We start from the raw sequence: 22,830 nt of genomic DNA on the forward strand, positions 1-22,830 counted from the left end.
CGCCCGGACGGGGGCACGGGGGCACTCGGCCGGAACGGCTTACGGGTGGCCGCCGACGACGTTCTCCGGAACACGCTTCTTGCCCGGCGCGCCAGTGTCCGATGCGGTGGGCTCCACCACGTACTCGGCCTCGTCACCGAACGCGCCGTTCTCGAAGTCGGCCTTCTGCGCGTCGGTCGGCCCGGTGTACTCGGTGGGGTTCGAGACCGCAGCCACCGCGCCCTCGACAGCCTTGCCCGCTTCCACAGCGGCAGCCGGGGCCTCGGTCTTCGCCGCGGTCTCGGGCGCCGACGCCGCCGGGGTCTCGCTCTGGTCGTTGGCCATGGGGCGGCCACCTTTCCGTCATCAAATGTGATCAGCCCGACCTCCGTGGCGCGGGCGCGCGGACAGTATCGTAGGGTTGATTAAATGTCCGATAAACATCGTGTGGCTTGCGCCGCCGTCCGGCAGAGTCGGGCCTCCGCCTAAGCTGAAGCACCGCGGCGGACCGCCGAGCGCCCTTTCACGGAATCGACACCACAGGCCATCGGGGGACTTCATGGAGTTTCGGGAGACGCCGCAGACCTCTGCGCTGCGCTTCCAAGTCCTCGGTCCGGTCCAGGCCTGGCTCGACGGCAAGCCCCTCTCCCTCGGCTCCCCCCAGCAACAGGCCGTTCTGACCACCCTTCTGCTGCACTCCGGACGCCCGGTCACCACACAGGGCCTGGTCGACGCGCTCTGGGGCGAGCGGCCCCCCACCCAGGCGGTGGCCGCGCTCCGCACCTACGTCTCCCGCCTGCGCTCCGTCATCGAGCCCCGGCGCGAGGTGCGCCGACCCGCCGAGCTGCTGGTCTCGGTCGCCGACGGCTACGCGCTGCGCATCCCGGGCGAGTCCCTCGACCTGGCGGTCTTCGAACGGCTCTCCGCCGAGGCCGCGGCCGCCCGGACCGCCGGCGACCAGCACGAGGCGCACCGGCTGCTGGTCCAGGCACTGGACCTGTTCAGCGGCCGTCCGCTCACCGGCATCCCCGGCCCCTACGCCGACGCCCAACGGCTGCGGCTCGCCGAGCGCCAGGTGGCCGCCGCCGAGGAGCTGTGCGCCGCTGCCCTCGACGTCGGCCTGCACGCCGAGATCGTCGGCGAGCTCAACAGCCTGACGGCCGAGTACCCGCTGCGCGAACGCCTGCGCGAGCTGCTGATGCTGGCCCTGTACCGCTGCGGACGTCAGGCCGAGGCGCTCGGCGTCTACACCGACACCCGCAAGCTCCTGATCGAGGAGCTCGGAGTCGAACCCGGCACCGGCCTGTCCGCGATGCACAATCGCATCCTCGCCGCCGACCCGGCGCTCGCCCTCCCGGCCGCGGCTGCCATCGCCGCCCGCGAGGACGGCCCGGCCGCACCCCCGGCACCGGCCCAACTCCCGGCCGACGTCTCGGACTTCAGCGGACGTTCGGAGCTGGTGGGCGACCTCTCGACAGTCCTGATGAGCGCCACCGGCCAGGCCGTGGTGGTCACCTCGCTGGCCGGTATCGGCGGTGTCGGGAAGACCACGCTGGCGGTGCACGTCGCCCACCGCGTCCGCGCCGAGTTCCCGGACGGTCAGCTGTACGTCGACCTGCGCGGAGCCGGTGCCTCCCCGGCCGACCCGGTGGTCGTCCTGGGCGACTTCCTGCACGCGCTCGGCGTCACCGAGAACCCGGACTCGCTCGAACAGCGCGCCGCCCTGTACCGCTCGCTGCTCGCCAACCGGCGGATGCTCATCCTGCTCGACAACGCGCGCGACGCCGAACAGATCCAGCCCCTCATCCCCGGCGTCTCCGGCTGCGCCGTGCTCGCCACCAGCCGGTCCCGGCTGGCCGGCATCCCCGGCGCGCAGCTGTTCGACGTCGAGGAGCTGACCCCGGCCGAGGCGTTGGCGCTGTTCTCGGCCATCGTCGGCGAGCAACGGGTCGCCGCCGAGCCGGAAGCCGCCATGAAGGTGGTCACCGCCTGCGGCTTCCTGCCGCTGGCCGTCCGCATCGCCGCCGCCCGGCTGGCCAGCCGCCCGCGCTGGAGCGTCTCCGACCTGGCCAGTCGGTTAGCCGACCAGCGACGCCGGTTGGACGAACTCCAGCTCGGCAACCTCGCCGTGGAGACCACCATCGGCCTCGGCTACGGACAGCTGTCCGTGGACGAGGCCCGCGCCTTTCGGCTCCTCGCCCTGATCGACTCCCCCGACATCCCGCTGGCGGCCGCCGCGGCGTTGCTCGGCGTGGACGAGTACACCGCCGAGGACCTCGCCGAGGCGCTGGTCGAGGCGAACATGCTGGAGTGCTTCACCCCCGGCCGCTACCGCTACCACGACCTGCTCCGGCTCTACGCGCAGCGGCAGAACGAACGGATCGGGGACGCAGGGGAGCAGGAGCGGGCGGTGCTGCGGCTGCTCGACCTGCTGATCCCGACCGTACGCAACGCGGCCCTGGTCATCGAGCCTGACGACGCACTGCCCGAACTGCTGACCGCCCCCTCCTCGCCGGGACTCGACCTGCCGACGAGTCAAGCCGCCCAGGACTGGCTCGGCACCGAAGGGGCCCTACTGCTCAGCGCCGTCGAGGCCGCCGCGAGCGGTCCCGGTGCCCTGCAGCGTGCCGCCGTCGACCTGTTGAACTACCTGTTCAGCATCGACCCGGACCCGACCCGTGGACCGCGCGCGGTCCGGGTCCTGGAGGCCATCGGCGAGGACGCGCAGCACCGTGGCGACTCGGCCGGCATCGCCCGGGTGTACTTCGCCCTGGGCACCCTGCAGTCCGTCACCAGTGATTTCCAGGGCTCCGAGCAGTCCTTCCGCCGGAGCCTGGACCACCAGGCGCCGAACGAGCCGACCGTCCTACTCCTGGCCACGGCCAACATGCTGGGCGTGATCCTGAGCGTGGGCAACCGCCCGGCCGAGGCACTGCCCTTCCTGGAGCAGGCCCGGGCCACCAGCCAGGCCGTCGGCGCACCGAAGGCCGAAGCGCGGATCGTCAGCAACATGGCCCGGGTGCAGCACCGGCTCGGCATGACCGAGACGGCGATCAAGTCCGCCGGCGACGGTGTCGCCGCCGCTCGGGCGTCGAAGAACGGCCCGCTGCTCGCCCAGACCCTCTACCAGCTCGGCGTGGTGCTCTCCACCGCCGAAGCCATCCCCCACCTGCGCGAGGCCCACCGGCTCTACCAGTCCCAGCGCAATCCCCTCTGGGAGGGCTACGCGCTGGCCCGGCTCGCCTCGGCCCTGCTCGCCTCCGCGCAGCACACCGAGGCCGCCGAGGCGGCCGGCGAATCGCTCGCGATCGGGCAGGCGATGGACTCCGCCTTCTGCCAGGGCCTGGCCAACGCCGCGCTGGGCGAGGCGTTGCTGGCCCTGGCCCAACCCGCGCGCGGGCTCGCGTGCCTCCAGGAGGCACATGTGATCTTCACGCGGCTCGGTGTGCCCGAGGCCTCCCCCGTGGCGGACCTCATCGCCCGACAGCACACCGAGCCCTTCTCTCCCCCCGCGCCGTAAGGCCTCCGTTCCCCCACGGAGAACCTCCCCCGTTCCGCGCGTCGGCGCTCCCGCAGCCCCCCGGCTGCGGGAGCGCCCTCAACGCTTCCCCGGCGCTGGACTCCAGTGTGCGCCGGACCGATTGACGTTCGATAAACGCCCGATTGTCGGCCTGCGGTCCGGAGAAACCGCAGGTCAGCGCGGCCACCCCGGCGCGTCATGCGGCGTGCGGGGCCCCGCGCACCACCCCGACCCGCACCGTCGTGCTTCCGCAAGCCCGGCCGCATCGACCCAAGTATGACGAGTTGGCCGGAAAGGGACCCCACGGCGCAGTGATCACGCATATTCTCAGATGCCAGTACGCACACGAGTGTCCGCCGGAAGCACACCGGGGTGCAGTCCGTCTGCGTGCTGCGGGGAGCGTGACACACCGCCACCGGCAGCGGCCCGCGAGGCCGCCGAGGAGCCGACCGGAGGCCACGGGTGGAAGGGTGCCTCTCAACGTGACGACCGGACAGATATCCGACGCGTTCCCCGTCGGCGAGGACGCGGGGGGCGACGAGCCCGAGGTACGGCGACGGCGCGCGGCCCGGGCCCTGCAGGCGGTCGCCTTCGACACCATCGGCGCGGGGTACGGCGAGGCCTTCCCCGCGAAGGACGGGCAGCTGGCCTGCGGCCGGCGGCTGCTCGCCGGGCTCGAACCCGGTGCCCGGGTGCTGGACGTGGGTTGCGGCACCGGCGAGCCGACCGTCCGCCAGCTGACCGGGGCCGGACTGCGGGTGACCGCCGTGGACCTCTCCGACGTGATGCTCGCCCTCGCCCGGCAGGCGGCGTTCCCCGGCGCATTCCCACCGGTGTTCCATCGGATCGACCTGTACGATCTGGCCACCGAGCGCGCCGACCGGGTCTGGAACGCGCCCGCACTCGGCCCGGACGGCCACGGCACCTTCGCCGCCGTCACCGCGTTCTTCTCCCTGATCCTGCTGCCGCAGGACGAGATCCCGACCGTGCTCCGGCGGCTGCGCGAACTCCTGTGGCCGGGCGGACTGCTGGCGCTCGGTATGGTCGAGGCGGACCTGGATCACGTTCCGCTTCCGTTCCTTGGCAGAGAGCTGCGGATCAGTGGGTATCTGAGGGAGGATCTGGAACGGGTTCTGGTCGCGGCCGGCTTCGCCGTCGAGGAGTGCTCGGGGCATCCGTACGCGCCGGCCAGTACCTCGCTGCCGCCGGAGGAACAGCTGTTCCTGTGCTGTCGACGCGTCGGCTGATCGACCGACCGGCCCAGCACACCCACCGACCACACCGAATCCAGGACAGGCAGCCGTGCGCGACCAGCTCAAGACCGAGGCGGAGCAGCCGCCCGCCGTCCCGGGCCAGCGCCGCCAGGTCCCGGTCCGGGGGCAGGCCCCGGCGAAGCCGCCGTCCGCGCGGCCGGAGCGCGCCGACGTGGCGGACCGCCTCGCGTACCTCGATTCGGCGACCCGGCGGATCAACACCGCCCTCGACCTGGCCGCGACGCTGCGCAACATCGGCCGGGTACTGGTCCCGACGCTGGCCGACGCCGCCGTGGTCCACCTGCGCGACCCGCTGCCCAACGTCGAGCGCGAACCCGGTTTTCCGGAGGAGTTGCGGATCCACCACAGCACCGGCACCCGGATCGGCCGCCGCGGCCGCCCGGGCGGCTTCGACGACCGGCGCCGCTCCCGCTACGGCGCCCGCTCGACCGCCGACAGCGGCCCGGCCACCCCGGTGACCCGCGGCGGGGCGCTCGCGCACGCCCTGCTGAGCCGCCGTCCCGCCGAAGTGGCCGTCCTCGGCACGCCCGGCGCCGAGCGCACCGAGGTGCTGCTGCGCGAGCTGTACGGCACCCGCGGGGTGGCCCGGCTGGCCGCGGGCACCTCCGTCCTCGCCCTGCCGCTACGCGGCCGCAAGGCCGTCCTCGGGCTGCTGGTGCTGATCCGCCGTCCTCCTGAACGCACCGGCCGCCCGGCTTTCGACGCCGCGGACACGGCGACCGCGACGCACCTCGCCACCCAGGCCGGGCTGGCCGTGGACACCGCCCTGCGGTACGCCCGCGAGTGGGAGATAGCCAACGAACTCCAGCGCAGCATGCTGCCGTTGCGCCTGCCGCAGCCGCACGGCGTCCGGCTCGCCCAGCGCTACCTGCCCGGCGAGCGCGGCGCGCAGGTCGGCGGCGACTGGTACGACGCCGTCCCGCTGCCCGGCAACCGGGTCGCCCTGATCGTCGGCGACGTGATGGGCCACTCGCTCACCTCGGCCGCCATCATGGGCCAACTGCGCACCAGCGCCCAGACCTTGGCCGCCCTCGACCTGCCGCCGCACGAGGTGCTCTACCACCTGGACGAGCAGGCCCAGCGGCTCGGCCGCGAACAGCACCTGGCCACCTGCGTGTACGCGGTCTACGACCCGATCGCCAACCGGGTGGTGCTGGCCAACGCCGGACACGTCCCGCCGGTGCTGGTCCGCCCGGACGGGACCGCCGAGCTGGTGGAGCTGGACTCCGGGGCGCCGATCGGGGTCGGCGGGGTGGACTTCAACTCGGTCGAACTGCCCGCGCCGCCCGGCTCGGCCCTGCTGCTGTTCACCGACGGCCTGGTGGAGACCCGCAGCCGCCCGATCAGCGACGGCCTGGAGGTGCTGCGCGCCCGGATCGCCGCCGCCCGCTGGCAGTCCCCCGAGCAGCTGTGCCAGGAGGCGCTGCGGATCCTGCCGCCCGGCGACCGCGGCGACGACATCGCCCTGCTCGGCGCCTGCTTCGACGGCATCCCGGCCGGGGACGTCGCGCACTGGTACCTGCAGCCGCGCAACGAGACGCCGGGCCGGGCCCGCCGGCTGGTCGCGCACACCCTGCGCCGCTGGGGGCTGGACGAGCTCAGCGAGGCGACCGAGCTGATGGTCAGCGAGCTGGTGACCAACGCCGTCCAGCACGCGACCCGGCCGGTCACCCTGAGCCTGGTGCGCACCACCCGGCTGCGGTGCGAGGTCGGCGACGACAGCCCGCTGCTGCCGCGCCCCCGCCGTGCCGGGCCGGACGACGAACGCGGGCGCGGCCTGCAGATAGTGGCCCGGTGCGCGGACCGCTGGGGCGCGACCCGGCTGGGCACCGGCAAGGTGGTCTGGTTCGAGCAGCGGCTGCCGCAGCCGTAGGCGCCCCGAACCGGGGTGTCAGACCCCGGCCGGCTCCTTCCCCGGCTCCTTCGCCGGCTGCTCCGCCAGCCGCGCGATCAGCTGCTCGCCCTCCATGTCCACCTTCGGCACGACCTTCTCCAGCGGCTTCGGGAACCACCAGGCGGCCTTGCCGAACAGCGCCATCGCGGCCGGCACCAGCGCCATCCGCACCACGAAGGCGTCCACCAGGACGCCCACCGCGAGGGCGAAGCCGATCGGCTGGACGATCGGGTCGTGGCCGAAGACGAAGGCGCCGAACACCGAGATCATGATCAGCGCGGCCGCCGTCACCACCCGGGCGCCGCCCTTGACCCCGCCCACGACCGCCTCGCGCGGCGCCGTGCCGTGGACGTGCTGCTCCTTCATCCCGGAGACCAGGAACAGCTCGTAGTCCATCGCCAGCCCGAACAGCACCCCGATCAGCAGGATCGGCACGAAGCTGACCACCGGACCGACCTTCGGCACGTCGATCAGGCCGTCCAGCCAGCCCCACTGGTAGACCGCGACCACCGCGCCGAGCGAGGCCCCGATGCTGAGCAGGAAGCCCAGCACCGCCTTGAGCGGCACGAGCACCGAGCGGAAGGCCAGGGCGAGCAGCGCCAGCGCGATGCCGACGATCACCGCGACGAACGGTGGCAGGGCCTGGCCGAGTTTGGCGGAGACGTCGATGTTGGCGGCGGTGGTGCCGGTGACGGCGATGTCCGCGCCGGTGGCGGCCTTCAACTCGGCGCGCTGGTCGCGGATCTCGTTGACCAGCGCCCTGGTGTCCTCGTGGTCCGGGCCGGTCCGCGGGATGACGGGCACCAGGGCGGTCCGGCCGCTCCGGTCGACCTGTGGCGGCAGCAGCGTCTGAACGCCCTTCAGGGTCTGCAGCCTGCCCGCCACCTCCTGCACCGCCTGCTCGGGCCGCGGCGCCCCGTTGGCGTCCACGACCACCACGAGCGGCGCGTTGAAGCCCGGCCCGAAGCCGCCGCTGACCAGGTCGTACGCCGTGCGGGCGTCCGTCCCGACGGCTTGCGAGCCGCCGCCCGGCAGGCCGAGGTTCAGGCTCGCCGCGGGCACCGCCATGGCGCCCAGCCCGGCCAGGCCGACGAGCAGGACGGGCAGCGGGCGGCGGACCACGAAGCGGGCCCAGCGCTCGCCCATGGTGGTCCTGCCGGTGGTGTGCAGGGCCCGCTTCCAGACGGGCAGCCGGTCGATCGCGCGGCCGACGAAGCCCAGCACGGCGGGCAGCAGCGTGATCGCGACCAGGACGGCCACCACGACGGCCCCGGAGGCGGCCAGGCCCATCACGGTGAGGAACGGGACGCCCGCGACGGCGAGTCCGGCGAGCGCGACGACCACGGTCAGGCCGGCGAAGACGACGGCGCTGCCGGCGGTCGCGGTGGCACGGGCGGCGGCCTCCTCCGGCTCCAGTCCCTCGTCCAGGTGGCGGCGGTGGCGGAACAGGATGAACAGCGCGTAGTCGATGCCGACCGCGAGGCCGACCATCAGGGCGAGCACCGGCGCGGTGGTGATGATCCGGAACGAGCCGGTGAGCGCCAGCAGTCCGGCCATCGCCACGCCGACGCCGACCAGCGCGGTCAGCAGCGGCAGCCCGGCCGCGACCAGCGTGCCCAGGGTGATCACCAGCACCGCCCCGGCGACCACCAGGCCGATCGACTCGGAGCCGCCTTCGATCTGGGCGAACCTGTTGAACGCGTCGCCGCCGAAGGCCACCTCCAGCCCGGCGGCGCGGGCCGGTTCGGCGGCGGCCTTGACCGCGTCGCGCTGCCGGTCGGTGACGTCGGCGAGCTTGCGGTCGAAGGAGACCAGGGCGATCGCGACCCGCCGGTCCGGCGAGACGGCGCCGGTGGCGTACGGGTCGGGCACCGTGGCCACGCCGGGGACGTGGGCGATCCGGCCGACGGCCGCGCCGATCGCCTCGGCCGCCTCGGGCGTGGTGGCGCCGCCGGGTGCCGGGGCGGCGAAGACGACCTGGGCGGAGCCGTGGCCCTGCGCCGGGAAGGTGTCCTTGATCCGGTCCAGGGTGCTCTGCGCCTCGGTGCCGGGCACCGTGAACTCGTCGCTGGTCTTGCCGGCGAAGGCGCCGGCGGCCCCGCCGATCGCGATCAGGACGGCGATCCAGACGGCCAGGACGGCGCGCCGGCGCCGGAAGCAGAAGCGGCCCAGTCGGTACAGGTACGTGGCCATGGGCGGTCCCTCGGGTCGGTCAGGGCAGGTCGCGTTCCACCGTACGCTCAAGTTTGTCGGGTGACAAAGTCGGCCGACAGGAGCGAGTGACAGGATTGCTCGACACAGTTGCTCGACCGTGGCGATACCCTGGCCCAATGGCTCATGTCCCCGCCTCCGAACGCCGCCCGCAGCTGGTCCAGGCCGCCATCGACCTGATGGCCCGGGAGGGGATCGCCGCCGGCAGCACCCGGGCGATCGCGGCCGAGCTGGGCGTGGCACAGGCGACGGTGCACTACACCTTCGGCACCAAGAAGGACCTCTACCGGGCCGTCATCGAGCAGCTGACCGCCGAGTTCATCGGCTCCGTCCGCGCCGCCTCCCCGGGCGACGGCCCCTTCGGCGAGCAGGTCGGGGCACTGGTCCACGCCCTGTGGGAGAGCTCCACCGGCGAGGACGGGCGCTGCATGCTGCTGAGCGAGTTCGCGGCGCTGGCGATGCGCGACCCCGACCTGCAGGAGATCATGCGGGCCCTGCAGTACGAGACCGAGGGCACCGCGGTCGAGATGATCACCGCGCTCGCCGAGGCACACGGCCTGCGGCTCCCCGTGCCCGCCGAGGAGATCGCCGTCCACTTCCTGACCGGCTTCCACGGCCTGACCGACCGTTACCTGTCGCTGCGCGCCCCCGGCGAGCAGCCCGGCCCGGACACCCTGCGGGCGCTGGACCTGCTGGTGGCCACCACGGTCGGGCTCTGCCTGGGCACGCCCGCCCGCTAGGAGACGATCCGGACCGGCAGTTCGGCCAGCACCTCGCGCAGCGCGGCCGCGAAGCGCCCGTACTCGGCGCCGCGGGCCGAGCCCGGGCGGACGGCCAGCCCGATCCGGCGGCCGGGCGCCGGGGCGGCGAAGCGGACGGCGGCCAGCCGGTCGGCGCGACCGGCCTCGACGTCCAGCGCGGTGGCGGGCAGCAGGGTCACCCCGAGGCCGCCGGCGACGAGCTGGACCAGGGTGGACAGACCGGCCGCGCGGGTGGTCGAGCCCGCCGGGTCCGCGCCGACCTCACGGCAGATGTCCAGCGCCTGGTCGCGCAGGCAGTGACCCTCCTCCAGCAGCAGCACGTCCAGGTCGAGCAGGACGTCGCGGGGGACGTCGATCCGCCCGGCGAGCGGGTGGCCGGGCGGGGTGATCAGGACGAAGTCCTCGTCGAACAGCGGGATGTCCAGGGTCGGCGAGGTGCCGCCGGCCGGCAGCGCGAGCAGCAGGACGTCCAGGCGCCCGGCGGCCAGGCCCTCCAGCAGCGACGGGGTGCGTTCCTCGTGGACGTGAAGTTCCAGCTCGGGGAAGCGATCGCGGACCAGCCGCAGCACGATGGGCAGCAGGTAGGGCGCGACGGTCGGGATGACGCCCAGGTGCAGCGGCCCGGTGAACGGGCGGCGGGCGGCCTCGACCTCCTCGGTGAGGACCTGCAGCGAGGCGAGCACCCGGCGGGCGTGCTGGTGCACGCGTTCCCCCAGCGGGGTGATAATCACCCTGCGTGTCGTACGCTCGACCAACTGCGCGCCCAGCGACTCCTCCAGCGCCGCGACCGCCCCGGACAGCGCCGGCTGGCTGGTCCCGGTCGCGGCGGCGGCCTCCCGGAAGTGCCGGTGCTCGGCCACCGCGACGAAGGCCCGCAGCTGGGCGATGGTCGGGCTGCGGGGACTGCGGGCCGTGGCGCTCGTCACAGTCGGGTCGGCCTTGGCGGCGGCGCCCCGCCGGGAGCCCGGCCGCGACGTGGGGGATTCGGTACTGATAACAATCTCCGATCAGACACATCCAGTGTAGCTATTTCTCCGATCAGTCCACGATGTGGAATTGTGATGCGTGTCCGGAATCCGGACAAAGCTCCCCTCATCTCACTTCAGGAGAAGCGAACGTGCTCACGATCGGTGACAAGTTCCCCGAGTTCGACCTCAAGGCCTGTGTCGACCTGGACGCCGCGAACGCCTTCGCTGACATCAACCACAAGTCCTACGAGGGCAAGTGGAAGGTCGTCTTCTTCTGGCCGATGGACTTCACCTTCGTCTGTCCGACCGAGATCGCCGCGTTCGGCAAGCTGAACGAGGAGTTCGCCGACCGCGACGCCCAGATCCTCGGCGTCTCCGGCGACTCCGAGTTCGTGCACCACGCCTGGCGCAAGGACCACAAGGACCTGCGCGACCTGCCCTTCCCGATGCTGGCCGACGTCAAGCACGACCTGATGCGCGACTGCGGCGTCGAGGGCGAGGACGGCACCGCCCAGCGCGCCGTCTTCATCGTCGACCCGAACAACGAGATCCAGTTCGTCATGGTGACCGCCGGTTCCGTCGGCCGTAACCCCAAGGAGGTCCTGCGGGTGCTGGACGCCCTGCAGACCGACGAGCTGTGCCCGTGCAACTGGACCAAGGGCGAGGACACCCTCGACGCCCAGGCCCTGCTGGCGGGCTGATCCATGGCCCTCGACGACCTGAAGGCCGCCCTCCCGGACTACGCCAAGGACCTCAAGCTCAACCTGGGCTCGGTCATCGGCAACTCCGACCTCCCCGCCCAGCAGCTCTGGGGCACCGTGCTGTCCTGCGCGATGGCCACCCGCAGCCCCGGTCTGCTGCGCGCGCTGGAGCCCGAGGCCAAGGCCAACCTCTCCCCCGAGGCGTACACCGCCGCCAAGGGCGCGGCCGCGATCATGGGGATGAACAACGTCTACTACCGGACGCTGCACCTGCTCTCCGACAAGGAGTACAGCACGATGCGGGCCGGTCTGCGGATGAACATCATCGGCACCCCGGGCGTCGAGAAGGTCGACTTCGAGCTCTGGTGCTTCGCCGTCTCGGCCATCAACGGCTGCGGCCAGTGCCTCGACTCGCACGAGGCCGTCCTGCGCAAGGCCGGCGTCGAGCGTGAGGTCGTCCAGGCCTCGATGAAGATCGCCGCCGTCCTGCAGGCCGTGGCCGGCGTCCTCGACTCCGAGGCCGCCCTCGCCGCCGTCACCGCCTGACCCACCCGGCACCCCGCGCGGGCCCCTCCCGGACACCACGTCCGCGAGGGGCCCGCCGCCGTTTCCGGCCCTCCGGCGCCGAGGCGCGCTCAGTCCGTGGCGGGCCGGGCCGGCTGGGCGGGTGGGGCCGAGTGGGCGGCGGCGGTGTGCTGGGCGGCTTCGCGGGCGGCGGCGGCTTCGCGGGCGGCTTCGAGGGCGGTGAAGACGGCCTGGCCGGCCTCGTTGCGGCGGCGCAAGTGGGTGATCACGGTATTGGTGACGGCGATCAGCGGGACGGCGACGACCGCGCCGCCGATGCCACCGATGATGCCGCCCGCCGCGACGCCGAGGACCACGCCCAGCGGGTGCACCCGGACCGCCCGGCCGAGGATCAGCGGCTGCAGGATGTGGCTCTCCACCTGCATCACCGCGATCAGCACCACCAGCACCATCAGCGCCGTCCACGGCCCCTGGGTGACCAGGGCGATCAGCACCGCGACGGTGCCGGTGACCAGCGCGCCGACCAGCGGGACGAAGGCGCCCAGGAAGATGATCACGGCCAGCGGCGTGGCCAGCGGCACGCCCAGCAGTTCGATGCCGGTGCCGATGCAGACCGCATCGATGAAGGCCACACAGACGGTGCCGCGCACGTAGGCGGTGAGCGTCGCCCAGGCCTTCGGGCCGGCGCCGGCCATCGCGAAGCGGGAGTGCCGGGGCAGCCCGCGCAGCGCCCAGTTCCAGATCCGCTCGCCGTCGTAGAGGAGGAAGAAGGTGGTGAAGAAGGTCATCAGCAGCGCGGTCAGCACCTCGACGGCGATCTGCGCGCCGGTGATCGAGGCCGAGGTGAGCTGATCGGTATTGGTGGTGATCGCCTTGGTGATCTGGTCGGCGAAGTCCTTGATCTGCTGCTGGGTCAGGTGCAGCGGCCCGGTGATCAGCCAGTCCCGGAGCTGGTTGACGCCGTCTTTGACCTGCGCGGTGACGTCCGGCAGGTTGGTGCTCACCTGCCAGACCACGAACCAGCCGACCAGTCCGATCCCGGCCAGACCGCTCAGGAACACCCCGCCCGCCGCCAGCGAGCGCGGCGCCCCGCGCCGGCGCAGCCAGGAGACCGAGGGCTCCAGCAGCGCGGCGATCAGCAGCGAGGCGAGCACCGAGAAGGCGACCAGCCGCAGCATGTCGACCACGTAGAAGACGACGTAGAGCGCGGCGCCGAGCAGCAGCAGCCGCCAGGTCGACTCGGCGGCCACCCGCAGCCCCCACGGCACCGCCTCGGCGGGGGTGGCGGGCCGGCCGGGGTGGTACTCGCGGCCGAGGCCCGCGTGCGCGGCGGGTGCGGCCGGGGCCGGGGTGGCGGGCGCGGGGGCCGCGGCGACCGCGGCGCCCGTCGGCCCCGCCGGCGGCGGGGCGGGATCGGTCCGGGGCACCGGCACCGGGCCGGGCGCCTCGACGACGGCGGGCCCGTGCCCTTCGGTGAGTGCAGGTCCCGCGGCGAGTGCAGGTCCCTCGGCGAGCGCGGGGACGGCGAGTTCATGCGGGTCCGCCGCCATCGCGGCGCGTCGGCGCCGTTCGATCACGGCGGCCGCGCTCGCCACCACGGCCATGCCCTTGGCCACGGCCTTGAAGGCCTTTCCGCCCCGCGCCATCCTCGCTACCACCGATCCCCTGCCCGGTCCGCCGTGCCCGGCGGTACGCCGCGGTCCTGCCGCGGCCGTCAAGGGATGACGCTACCCGGCGAGGGTGCGGCGAGTCCGGCCGCCGGTGGGTTCGACTCGAACACCTCACCCCGAGAACATGGACAAATCGCCCTGTTCCAGGTGGTTTCGGACCCATTTCGCTGGGGAGGAGTCGGGACAAGACCCGACGAGACCCGGAGGCCACACCTCCGGAGGGCAGCCGACAGCCAACCGCCGGCGGACCGGCCGGTGCGGGAAGCAACCAGGACCCCTTCCCGCGCCCCGCGTCCGCACCCAGGACCGCACCGCCCGAGAGCGCACTGGTCAGCGCAGCCCGGGCGGCGCGGTTCGCCTTTTCCCGGCCCGGCCGAACGTCGACACCCCCGGAACCGGCGCCCCGGAACCGGCGCCCCGAAAAGCGACGGCCCCCGGTCGCCCGCCCGGGAAGGGCGAGCGGCCGGGGGCCGTACGGAGTGCGCCGCCGGAGCGGCTGCCGCTCCTAGTACCAGTTGTGGGCCTGCCAGAACGACCAGGCGCCGCAGGGGCTGCCGTAGCGGCTGTTCATGTAGCTGAGGCCCCACTTGATCTGGGTGGCCGGGTTGGTGCGCCAGTCGGCACCGGCCGAGGCCATCTTGGTGCCGGGCAGCGCCTGGACCAGGCCGTACGCACCGGAGCTCTTGTTGGTCGCGGTGTAGTCCCAGCCGCTCTCGCGCTTCACGATCTGGCTGAAGCACTGGAACTGGGCGTCGTCGCCGACGATCTGCCGGGCCACGTCCTGGACCGAGCCGGGGCTGACCGAGACCGGGGGGGGCGTGCTGTCGTCGACGGCGGTCATCGCCGACCGGGCCTTCGACCGGTTCGCGGCCTCGGCGGCCTTGCGCTGGTCGTCGGCGGCCTTGGCGGCCTTGTCCGCGTCGGCCTTGGCCTGGGCGTCGGCCTTTGCCTGGGCGTCCGCGGCGGCCTGCTGGCGCGCGGCCTCCTCGGCGGCCTTCTGCTCCGCAGCGACCTTGGCAGCCGCGTCGGCGGAGGCCTGCTGGGCGGATGCCTGCTGGCCGATGTTGTCACTGATGGTCTGCGCCTGGGCGCCAGAGGGGACTTCGGCAAGCAGGGTCGCACCGGCGACGTCGACCGTCTGCATGGTCTTGCCCTCGCTGCCCGAGGCCATGCCCACGACGGCACCGACAGCGGTGACGGCGGTGGCGGAGGCCACAGCAACTCCCCGGACCGAGATCCGAGTCACATGGATTCCTTCCAGCATCGCCCACGCGTGACCGTGCGGACGCAACATGCCCCTTGGCACGGACCTCCGCACGGTGCTCTGGTCACGGGAGGTGCTGGCCCGGCGTCCGGCCGAGGTGAGGCGACCGGGCGTTGGAATCGGGCGGCGTACGGCTCATCGGTCTTCAATTGTGTGTCCACCGACCGGAGTTGGTGGACGTTCCGGGGCCTGACTCCCGGAGTCCGGAAGCCCTGCCGCGCCGTACGCGGGGCCTGACAGAACCCTCACCATGCCGCACCGGGTGCGGTCGACGCAATTCCCGTCCGCGTGGCGCATGTCACATTCACCGCCCCGGAGTTTTCCGGACGGAAAGCACTCGATGTGATGAAACGGATGGGGCCCGCTCCGTCAGGAGCGAGCCCCAGGGCGCAAGTTGACCCTATTGTCCGACTATGTCCCGATCAGGGACGGATCACGGGTTGATGTCCTCCAGCATCTCCGTGACCAGCGCCGCGATCGGCGAACGCTCCGAGCGCGTGAGCGTGATGTGCGCGAAGAGCGGATGCCCCTTCAGCTTCTCGACCACCGCCACCACACCGTCGTACCGGCCCACCCGCAGGTTGTCCCGCTGCGCCACGTCGTGGGTGAGCACCACCCGCGACCCCTGGCCGATCCGGGACAGCACCGTCAGCAGGACGTTGCGCTCCAGCGACTGCGCCTCGTCCACGATCACGAACGCGTCGTGCAGCGAGCGCCCCCGGATGTGGGTCAGCGGCAGCACCTCCAGCATCCCGCGGGAGATGACCTCCTCGATCACGTCCGGGGTGGTGACGGCGGAGAGGGTGTCGAAGACCGCCTGCGCCCAGGGGCCCATCTTGTCCGCCTCGGAGCCCGGCAGGTAGCCGAGTTCCTGGCCGCCGACCGCGTACAGCGGCCGGAAGACCATCACCTTGCGATGCTGCCCCCGCTCCAGCACCGCTTCCAGACCCGCGCACAGCGCCAGCGCCGACTTTCCGGTACCGGCCCGGCCGCCCATCGAGACGATGCCGATGTCCGGGTCGAGCAGCAGGTCCAGCGCCACCCGCTGCTCGGCGCTGCGCCCGCGCAGCCCGAACGCCTCGCGCTCCCCGCGCACCAGCCGGACCCGGCCGTCACCGGTGACCCGGCCGAGCGCGCGGCCACGTTCCGAGGTGAGCACCAGCCCGGTGTGGACGGGCAGTTCGGCGGCCCCGTCGAGGTCCACCGCGGCCTCGTGGCCGGCCGCGAACATCGAGTCGACCTGGTCGGCCGGAACGTGCAGCTCGGACATGCCCGTCCAGCCGGAGGTGATCGCCAGCTCGGCCCGGTACTCCTCGGCGAGCAGGCCCACCGAGCTGGCCTTGATCCGCAGCGGCAGGTCCTTGGAGACGACGGTGACGTCGTAGCCCTCGGCCTGCAGGTTGCGGGCGACCGCCAGGATCCTGGTGTCCGCCTCGCCGCCGCCGGCGCGGTACCCGGCCGGCAGTATCGAGACGTCGGAGTGGTTGAGCTCGACCCTGATGCTGCCGCCGAGCTCGCCGACCGGGATCGGCTCGTCGAGCCGGCCGTGGCGGATGCGGTAGTCGTCGAGCAACCGCAGTGCCTGGCGGGCGAAGTAGCCCAGCTCCGGGTGGTGCCGCTTGGCCTCCAGCTCGGTGACGACCACCACCGGAAGGACGACCTCGTGCTCCTCGAAGCGGGTCATGGCGAGCGGGTCCGCCAGGAGCACGCTGGTGTCGAGAACGTACGTGCGCCGGTCTGGTGTCCGGCGGCTCTTGGAACTGACCACTAGGCCTCCAGAGCGGATGACCCTGCGTCATCCGCGGCAAGCCGGTCCCCGCTGCCCCGGTGGCCTCGGAACCGGACTGACTGGAGTATTCCCAGGCGGGGGGCGGTGCATTCACGCCCCCGGCGAACTGACGGATCATTGCCGGTGAACGTTTGGCCTCGTGTGGCAGCCGGGTAGGCCAGCCCTACGGCGGTCACTTCGCCCTGGGGCCGGCGAGCGGGGCCCCTTCCCCACGGGCCCGTGGGGCCGGGACTACAGACCCATCCGCCGGTTGCGCTGCTCGAACGCCCGCAGGGCGCGCAGGAAGTCGACCTTGCGGAAGGCCGGCCAGTACGCCTCGCAGAAGTAGAACTCGCTGTGCGCGCTCTGCCAGAGCAGGAAACCGGACAACCGCTGCTCGCCCGAGGTACGGATGATCAGGTCCGGGTCGGGCTGGTTGCGGGTGTAGAGGTGCTCGGAGATGTGCTCGACGGTCAGGATCTCGGCCAGTTCCTCGATCGAGGTGCCGCGCCCGGCCTGCTCCTGGAGCAGCGAGCGGACGGCGTCGGCGATCTCGTGCCGGCCGCCGTAGCCGACCGCGACGTTGACCGTGATGCCGTCGATGTCGGCGGTCTCGTCGGCGGCGCGCTTGAGCACGTCGGCGGTGTGCTGCGGGAGCAGGTCCAGCGCGCCGACCGGGTGGACCTTCCAGCGGCGGGCGGCGGCGAGGCCGGTGACGGCGTCCTCGATGATGCCGAGCAGCGGGACCAGCTCGTCGGCCGGGCGGTCCAGGTTGTCGGTGGAGAGCATCCAGAGGGTGACGACCTTGACGTGGGTCTCGTCGCACCAGCCGAGGAACTCGGTGATCTTGTCGGCGCCGCGCTGGTGTCCGTACGCGGTGGAGCCGCCGGTGGCCTTGGCCCAGCGGCGGTTGCCGTCCAGGATCACGCCGATGTGGTGCGGGGTGCGCGCGAGGTGGACCTCGACCCGGCGGCCGTAGAGCCCGTACATCCCGCCCAGCAGGGTGCGCAGCCCCGGCGTCCGTTCGGCGACATCGCGCAGACCCATGGTTCCCGGACCCCTCCGTGCTCGTTCAGCTGGTGCGTCACCGCCCCGGCGCAGCCTACTCCGGCACGCAGGCACACGGTAAAGCCGCAGGTAGCGGTCTGGTCACGGTCCTGTACGAAGTCTGTCGCGACGGGCGCGTCGCGGGACGCGAGGGGGCGTACGAGGGCCGCCCGGGAGCCGTTCGGGAGTGGTGCGGCAGCCATGCGGAAGCCGGGGCGGTGCGGACACGGAACGGTCTCCGGATCCTTAACGGAACCGTAAGCCGTCCGTCCGATGCTTGACGACCAGCAATGGTCTAGTCCAGCTTGTGACCCGGGACGGAACGACCCTCCTCCGGTCCCCTCCCCCAGGCTCACTTCGGACCTCCCCTCCCCCACACGCGGCCGCCGCGACCCCCACCGCGGCGGCCGCTCCTCCCCCAGGAGCGCCACCCCATGGCCCGTACGCTGAACCAGCCCTCGCACAAGCGCCGGCGCAGCCCCCTCCCGGCCGTCGCGGCCGGTGCCACCGCCCTCGCCCTGGCCGGCGGCGGCCTCGCCCTCTTCGCCGGCGGTGCCAGCGCGGCGGTCGGAAACCTGGTCACCAACGGCGGCTTCGACGGCGGGCTGGGCGGCTGGAGCTGCACCGGCGCCGCGACCGCCGTCTCCTCGCCGGCCCACTCCGGCACCGGCGCGCTGCAGGCCACCCCGGGCGCCGGCGACACCGCCGAGTGCACCCAGACCGTCAGCGTGCTGCCCAACACCAGCTACACGCTGAGCGCCTGGGTCCAGGGCCCGTACGTCTACCTCGGCGCGCGCGGCACCGGCGGCACCGACCCGTCCGCCTGGTCGAACCAGAACAGCTGGAACCAGCTGTCCACCACCTTCACCACCGGGGCGAACGCCACCAGCGTCACCGTCTACCTGCACGGCTGGTACGGGCAGAGCGCCTACCTCGCCGACGACGTCGCGCTGATCGGCCCCGGCGGCACCGGCACCCCGTCGCCGACCGCGTCCCCGACCGCCACGCCGACCGCGACGGCCACCGCCTCCCCCACGGCCACCGCCACGCCCACCCGGACGGCGACCCCGACCCCCACCGCCACGCCCACCCCCACCGCCACGGCAACCGGCACCACCCCGCCGGCCACCGGCCTGCCGGCGCACGCGGTCACCGGCTACTGGCAGAACTTCGACAACAACTCGACCCCGCAGCGCCTGAGCGACGTCCAGAACGCGTACGACATCATCGCGGTCTCCTTCGCCGACGCCGTGCCGACCCGGACCGGCGCGATCAGCTTCACCCTGGACCCGGGCCTGTCCAAGGCGCTCGGCGGCTACACGGACGCCCAGTTCCGCGCCGACATCAAGGCCAAGCAGGCGGCCGGCAAGAAGGTCGTCCTCTCCATCGGCGGCCAGAACGGCGCGATCACCGTCGGGGATGCCACCGCCGGCGCCGACTTCGCCAACAGCGCCTACGCGATCATCGAGGACTACGGCTTCGACGGCATCGACGTCGACCTGGAGAACGGCGTCCAGGCCGGCCCGCTCGGCGACGCCCTGCACGCCCTGCAGGCCAAGGTCGGCGCCGGCTTCGTCCTGACCATGGCACCCGAGACCATCGGGATGTACAGCACCTCCGGCGCCTACTTCCAGCTGGCGCTGAAGACCAAGGACATCCTCACCGTCGTCAACACCCAGTTCTACAACTCGGGTGGCATGAACGGCTGCGACGGCAAGGTCTACAACCAGGGCACCGTCGACTTCATCACCTCCCAGGTCTGCACCCACATCCAGGGCGGTCTGCGGCCGGACCAGGTCGGCGTCGGCGTCCCGGCCTCGAGCAAGGCGGCGGGCGGCGGCTACGTCCCGCCGACCGTGGTGAACAACGCGCTGGACTGCCTGGCCACCGGCAACAACTGCGGCAGCTTCGTGCCGCCGGCCAAGTGGCCGACCATCCGCGGCGCGATGACCTGGTCGACCAACTGGGACGCCGCCAACGGCAACGCGTTCTCCGACGCGGTCGGCCCGTTCGTCCACAAGATGCCGTAAGGACTCACCTTCCCCGGCGCGCCGCTCCTTGAGGGTGGGGCCCGCGTGCCGGCGGCGGGGCCCGTCGTACCACTCCGGTACGGCGGGCCCTGCCGCGTCCGCCGACGCTCGGAAGGGCTACCCGGCCAGCACCGCCGTGAGCGCGCCGAGCAGCAGGAACGGGCCCACCGGGACGTCGAGTCCGCGCACCGGGCGCCGGCGGACCAGGGCGGCGACGGCCCGCAGCACCGCCCAGAGACCGGCCAGCACCACCGCGGCGACCATCCCGCCGAGCGCCACCGACCAGCCGTACCAGCCGAGCAGTCCACCCAGCGTGAACCCGAGCGGGGAGTCCCCGGGCCCCAACGCCCGGGCCCAGACGGCCAGTTCGAGCACCGCGCCGACCGTCAGCGCCACCAGCAGACAGCGCAGCAGCACCCCCGTGCGCCCCTCGGCCAGCGCCGCCACCACCAGCAGCGCGGCCACCCCGCCGAGCAGCGGCAGGGTCAGCCGGTACGGCAGCCGGCGCACCCGCGCGTCGACGAAACCGAGCGCCACCCCGAGCGCGGCCGCCCAGCCCAGCGCCGCGGCCACCGGCCCGTGCGCCGCGTACGCCACCGCGACGGCGACCGCCGCCGCGACCGACTCCACCGACCACGGGCCCGCGCCCAGCCGCTCCCGGCAGCCCGGGCAGCGCCCGGTCGGCGGCAGCAGGCGCGCCGCTCGCCCGCAGGTCGGGCACGCCTCACGCCACGGTTCGCCCTCCGGCACCGCGAACCGGGCGACCAGCCCGCGCAGCGGCGGAGCCGCCAGGAGACCGACCAGCACCGCCGCGACCACGACCGGCACCACCGGCGCACCCCCTCCTCGATCGACGCACCGGCCCCATCCTCCCGCGCCGAGCGGGGTGCCGTCCGGCGGGCGGTCCGGTCCGCCGTCCGCCGGCGTCTGTCGCCGTCCGATGTGCCGTCCGTCTCGTTCCGGGGCACGACCCGCCCGCGTTCCTCGCGTACGGGAGCATTCCGGACACCGCGCTCCCCCTTTGGAAGGCCCGCCGAGGCCCCCGCCTGCCGATCCAAGGAGCCCCTACCGAGCCCTCCGGGGCACCTTCCCGGAGAGCCGCCGCAGGGGTCGTCCGTACCCCTAAAGTAGGCAGGCATGCAGGTCATCCAGTCCAGCAAGCTCGCCAATGTCTGCTACGACATCCGTGGCCCGGTGCTCGACGAGGCGATGCGGCTGGAGGAACAGGGCCACCGCATCCTCAAGCTCAACACCGGCAACCCGGCCGCCTTCGGCTTCGAGGCGCCCCCGGAGATCCTCCAGGACATCCTGCGCAACCTCGCGAACGCGCACGGGTACGGCGACTCCAAGGGCCTGCTCTCCGCCCGCCGCGCGGTGGTCATGCACTACGAGGACCGCGGGCTGCACGGACTCTCCGTCGACGACGTCTTCCTCGGCAACGGCGTCTCCGAGCTGATCCAGCTGGCCATGACCGCGCTGCTGGACGACGGCGACGAGGTGCTCGTCCCGGCGCCGGACTACCCGCTGTGGACCGCCTCGGTCTCGCTGGCCGGCGGCACCGCCGTGCACTACCGCTGCGACGAGCAGTCCGAGTGGTACCCGGACCTCGCCGACATCGAGGCCAAGGTCACCGACCGGACCAGGGCCATCGTGGTGATCAACCCGAACAACCCGACCGGCGCGGTCTACCCGCGCGAGGTGCTGGACGGCATCGTCGAGATCGCCCGTCGGCACGACCTGGTGGTCTACGCGGACGAGATCTACGACAAGATCCTCTACGACGACGTCGAGCACATCCCGCTGGCCACCCTGGCCCCGGACCTCTTCTGCGTCACCTTCAACGGCCTGTCCAAGGCCTACCGCGTCGCGGGCTTCCGCTCCGGCTGGATGGTGCTGTCCGGCGACCGGTCCCGGGCCCGCAGCTACATCGAGGGCCTCACCGTGCTCGCCTCGATGCGGCTGTGCGCCAACATGCCCGCCCAGCACGCGGTGGCCGCCGCGCTCGGCGGCCGGCAGTCGGTCCGCGACCTGGTGCTGCCCGGCGGACGCCTGCTCGCCTCGCGCGACGCCGCGTACGAGCTGCTGAACCAGATCCCCGGCGTCAGCTGCGTCAAGCCCAAGGGCGCCCTGTACGCGTTCCCCCGGCTGGACCCGAAGGTCCACAAGATCAAGGACGACGCCCAGATGGTCCTCGACCTGCTGCGCTCCCAGCGCATCCTGCTGGTCCAGGGCACCGGCTTCAACTGGCCCGAGCCGGACCATTTCCGGGTGGTCACCCTGCCCCGCCCCGAGGAGATCACCGACGCCGTGACCCGCATCGGCGACTTCCTCAGCGGCTACGCCCAGCCTTGACCTCTCCTTTAACCACGGACCACCGGGCGGACCATATGATTCCCGCGCGTCGGCGGCCCGGGTTCCTCTCCGGGCCGTAGGGGGGACGGGCCGGTCGGCAGTGTGCCGGGGCCCGGGCCGACGCGGACACCGGAGCGCTCAACCGCCCGGAAGGCTCCGCTCCCCTGCCCCCACTCCTCCGCAAGGGACCGGTCCGTCTTGACCATCCGCATTCCGCTCACCCGTGCCCGCGCCGCCGCGGCCGTCTCCGTCGCCGCCATCGCGTTGACCACCGCCCTGCCGGCCACGCCGGCCTCGGCCCTCGGTGGCCTGCAGATTCCGAAGGCCAGCCCGTTCGTCAACTCCAACAGCGGCAAGTGCCTGGAGATCGCCGACTGGCGCACCGACAACGGCGCCCCGGCCCGCCAGTGGGACTGCACCGGCGGCACCAACCAGCTCTTCGACATGATCCAGGCGCCCGGCAAGGCCGCGTACTTCCTGCGCAACCGGAACTCGGGCAAGTGCCTGGAGATCGCCGACTGGAGCACCGAGGACGGCGCCCCGGCCCGCCAGTGGGACTGCACCGGCGGCGACAACCAGGCCTGGGAGCTGGGCAGTGCCGGCGAGGTCCGGACCGGCCCGAAGGAGGTCGGCCTGATCAACTGGAACTCCATGTGCTACCTGGAGGTCGCCGACTACCGCCTGGACAACGGCGCGCCGGTCCGGCAGTGGCGTGGCGGCCTGGGCTGGAACAAGTACTGGACCATCGTCAACGCCAAGGCGCTCTGATCCTGGTCCTGCTCTGACGGGCCCGGCGCGGATCGGCGCCCGGGCCCGGACAGCACTACGGCCGGAGTCCCGGTCCGGACGATCTCCTTGGTCGGGGA

The 22,830-nt window shown here is 72.9% G+C and carries 17 protein-coding genes; 9 read left to right on the top strand and 8 right to left on the bottom strand.

All coding sequences use genetic code 11. The annotated features are described in order from the left end of the window. Nucleotides 1-39: 39 nt before the first annotated feature. Nucleotides 40-324: a hypothetical protein gene (locus tag ACZ51D_RS05665; protein WP_465616801.1), complete on the bottom strand. Its 285-nt coding sequence runs from the start codon at nt 322-324 to the stop codon at nt 40-42. Between the two features lie 214 nt (nt 325-538). Here ACZ51D_RS05665 and ACZ51D_RS05670 point away from each other — a divergent pair, with 214 nt between their 5' ends. From ACZ51D_RS05670 to ACZ51D_RS05680, 3 genes are all read left to right on the top strand, one after another. Then, nucleotides 539-3,499 carry an AfsR/SARP family transcriptional regulator gene (locus ACZ51D_RS05670; RefSeq protein WP_465661291.1) on the top strand — a complete coding sequence of 987 codons (2,961 nt, stop codon included), beginning with the start codon at nt 539-541 and terminating at the stop codon, nt 3,497-3,499. A gap of 575 nt (nt 3,500-4,074) precedes the next feature. Further along, on the top strand, nt 4,075-4,746 hold the full coding sequence (locus ACZ51D_RS05675; RefSeq protein ID WP_465661421.1) for a class I SAM-dependent methyltransferase: 672 nt from the start codon (nt 4,075-4,077) through the stop codon (nt 4,744-4,746). Between the two features lie 55 nt (nt 4,747-4,801). Next, the gene (locus tag ACZ51D_RS05680; RefSeq protein ID WP_360506528.1) at nt 4,802-6,646 is read left to right on the top strand and encodes an ATP-binding SpoIIE family protein phosphatase; all 1,845 of its coding nucleotides are present in this window, start codon (nt 4,802-4,804) and stop codon (nt 6,644-6,646) included. Between the two features lie 18 nt (nt 6,647-6,664). On the opposite strand, the gene ACZ51D_RS05685 is transcribed toward ACZ51D_RS05680, so the two are convergent. Next, nucleotides 6,665-8,860 (bottom strand): MMPL family transporter, encoded by a 2,196-nt coding sequence (locus ACZ51D_RS05685; RefSeq protein ID WP_465661292.1) that lies wholly within the window; start codon nt 8,858-8,860, stop codon nt 6,665-6,667. Between the two features lie 137 nt (nt 8,861-8,997). Between ACZ51D_RS05685 and ACZ51D_RS05690 the strand changes: the two genes are divergently transcribed. After that, a complete protein-coding gene (locus tag ACZ51D_RS05690; RefSeq protein ID WP_360506523.1) occupies nt 8,998-9,618 on the top strand; it encodes a TetR/AcrR family transcriptional regulator in 621 nt (206 codons plus the stop codon). On the opposite strand, the gene ACZ51D_RS05695 is transcribed toward ACZ51D_RS05690, so the two are convergent. Further along, nucleotides 9,615-10,565 (bottom strand): LysR substrate-binding domain-containing protein, encoded by a 951-nt coding sequence (locus tag ACZ51D_RS05695; protein WP_360506520.1) that lies wholly within the window; start codon nt 10,563-10,565, stop codon nt 9,615-9,617. The two genes, ACZ51D_RS05690 and ACZ51D_RS05695, sit on opposite strands and share 4 nt — an antisense overlap. A gap of 191 nt (nt 10,566-10,756) precedes the next feature. On the opposite strand from ACZ51D_RS05695, the gene ACZ51D_RS05700 reads away from it, so the two are divergent. Both ACZ51D_RS05700 and ACZ51D_RS05705 read left to right on the top strand, forming a co-directional pair. Next, nucleotides 10,757-11,308: a peroxiredoxin gene (locus ACZ51D_RS05700; RefSeq protein WP_360506517.1), complete on the top strand. Its 552-nt coding sequence runs from the start codon at nt 10,757-10,759 to the stop codon at nt 11,306-11,308. A 3-nt stretch (nt 11,309-11,311) separates the two neighbouring features. Beyond that, nucleotides 11,312-11,854, top strand: a complete 543-nt coding sequence (locus ACZ51D_RS05705; protein ID WP_360506514.1) for an alkyl hydroperoxide reductase — start codon at nt 11,312-11,314, stop codon at nt 11,852-11,854. 89 nt (nt 11,855-11,943) lie between these two features. Here the strand turns inward: ACZ51D_RS05705 and ACZ51D_RS05710 are convergent, their stop codons facing one another. From ACZ51D_RS05710 to ACZ51D_RS05725, 4 genes are all read right to left on the bottom strand, one after another. After that, nucleotides 11,944-13,479: an AI-2E family transporter gene (locus ACZ51D_RS05710; RefSeq protein WP_465661294.1), complete on the bottom strand. Its 1,536-nt coding sequence runs from the start codon at nt 13,477-13,479 to the stop codon at nt 11,944-11,946. 529 nt (nt 13,480-14,008) lie between these two features. Further along, nucleotides 14,009-14,749 carry an aggregation-promoting factor C-terminal-like domain-containing protein gene (locus ACZ51D_RS05715; protein ID WP_465616792.1) on the bottom strand — a complete coding sequence of 247 codons (741 nt, stop codon included), beginning with the start codon at nt 14,747-14,749 and terminating at the stop codon, nt 14,009-14,011. A gap of 451 nt (nt 14,750-15,200) precedes the next feature. Next, complete coding sequence (locus ACZ51D_RS05720) at nt 15,201-16,535, bottom strand: PhoH family protein (protein WP_465661296.1); 1,335 nt, start codon at nt 16,533-16,535, stop codon at nt 15,201-15,203. A gap of 252 nt (nt 16,536-16,787) precedes the next feature. Further along, the gene (locus ACZ51D_RS05725) at nt 16,788-17,582 is read right to left on the bottom strand and encodes an isoprenyl transferase (protein ID WP_360506502.1); all 795 of its coding nucleotides are present in this window, start codon (nt 17,580-17,582) and stop codon (nt 16,788-16,790) included. A gap of 434 nt (nt 17,583-18,016) precedes the next feature. Here ACZ51D_RS05725 and ACZ51D_RS05730 point away from each other — a divergent pair, with 434 nt between their 5' ends. Next, a complete protein-coding gene (locus ACZ51D_RS05730; RefSeq protein ID WP_465661297.1) occupies nt 18,017-19,612 on the top strand; it encodes a chitinase in 1,596 nt (531 codons plus the stop codon). 117 nt (nt 19,613-19,729) lie between these two features. Here ACZ51D_RS05730 and ACZ51D_RS05735 read toward each other — a convergent pair whose 3' ends face one another. Next, complete coding sequence (locus ACZ51D_RS05735; RefSeq protein WP_465616786.1) at nt 19,730-20,443, bottom strand: A24 family peptidase; 714 nt, start codon at nt 20,441-20,443, stop codon at nt 19,730-19,732. 306 nt (nt 20,444-20,749) lie between these two features. Between ACZ51D_RS05735 and ACZ51D_RS05740 the strand changes: the two genes are divergently transcribed. Further along, a complete protein-coding gene (locus ACZ51D_RS05740) occupies nt 20,750-21,964 on the top strand; it encodes a pyridoxal phosphate-dependent aminotransferase (protein WP_465661299.1) in 1,215 nt (404 codons plus the stop codon). A gap of 198 nt (nt 21,965-22,162) precedes the next feature. Next, nucleotides 22,163-22,732 (top strand): RICIN domain-containing protein, encoded by a 570-nt coding sequence (locus ACZ51D_RS05745; RefSeq protein WP_465661300.1) that lies wholly within the window; start codon nt 22,163-22,165, stop codon nt 22,730-22,732. The last annotated feature ends 98 nt before the right edge of the window (nt 22,733-22,830 follow it).

This window comes from Kitasatospora sp. NPDC033851 (assembly GCF_055576085.1).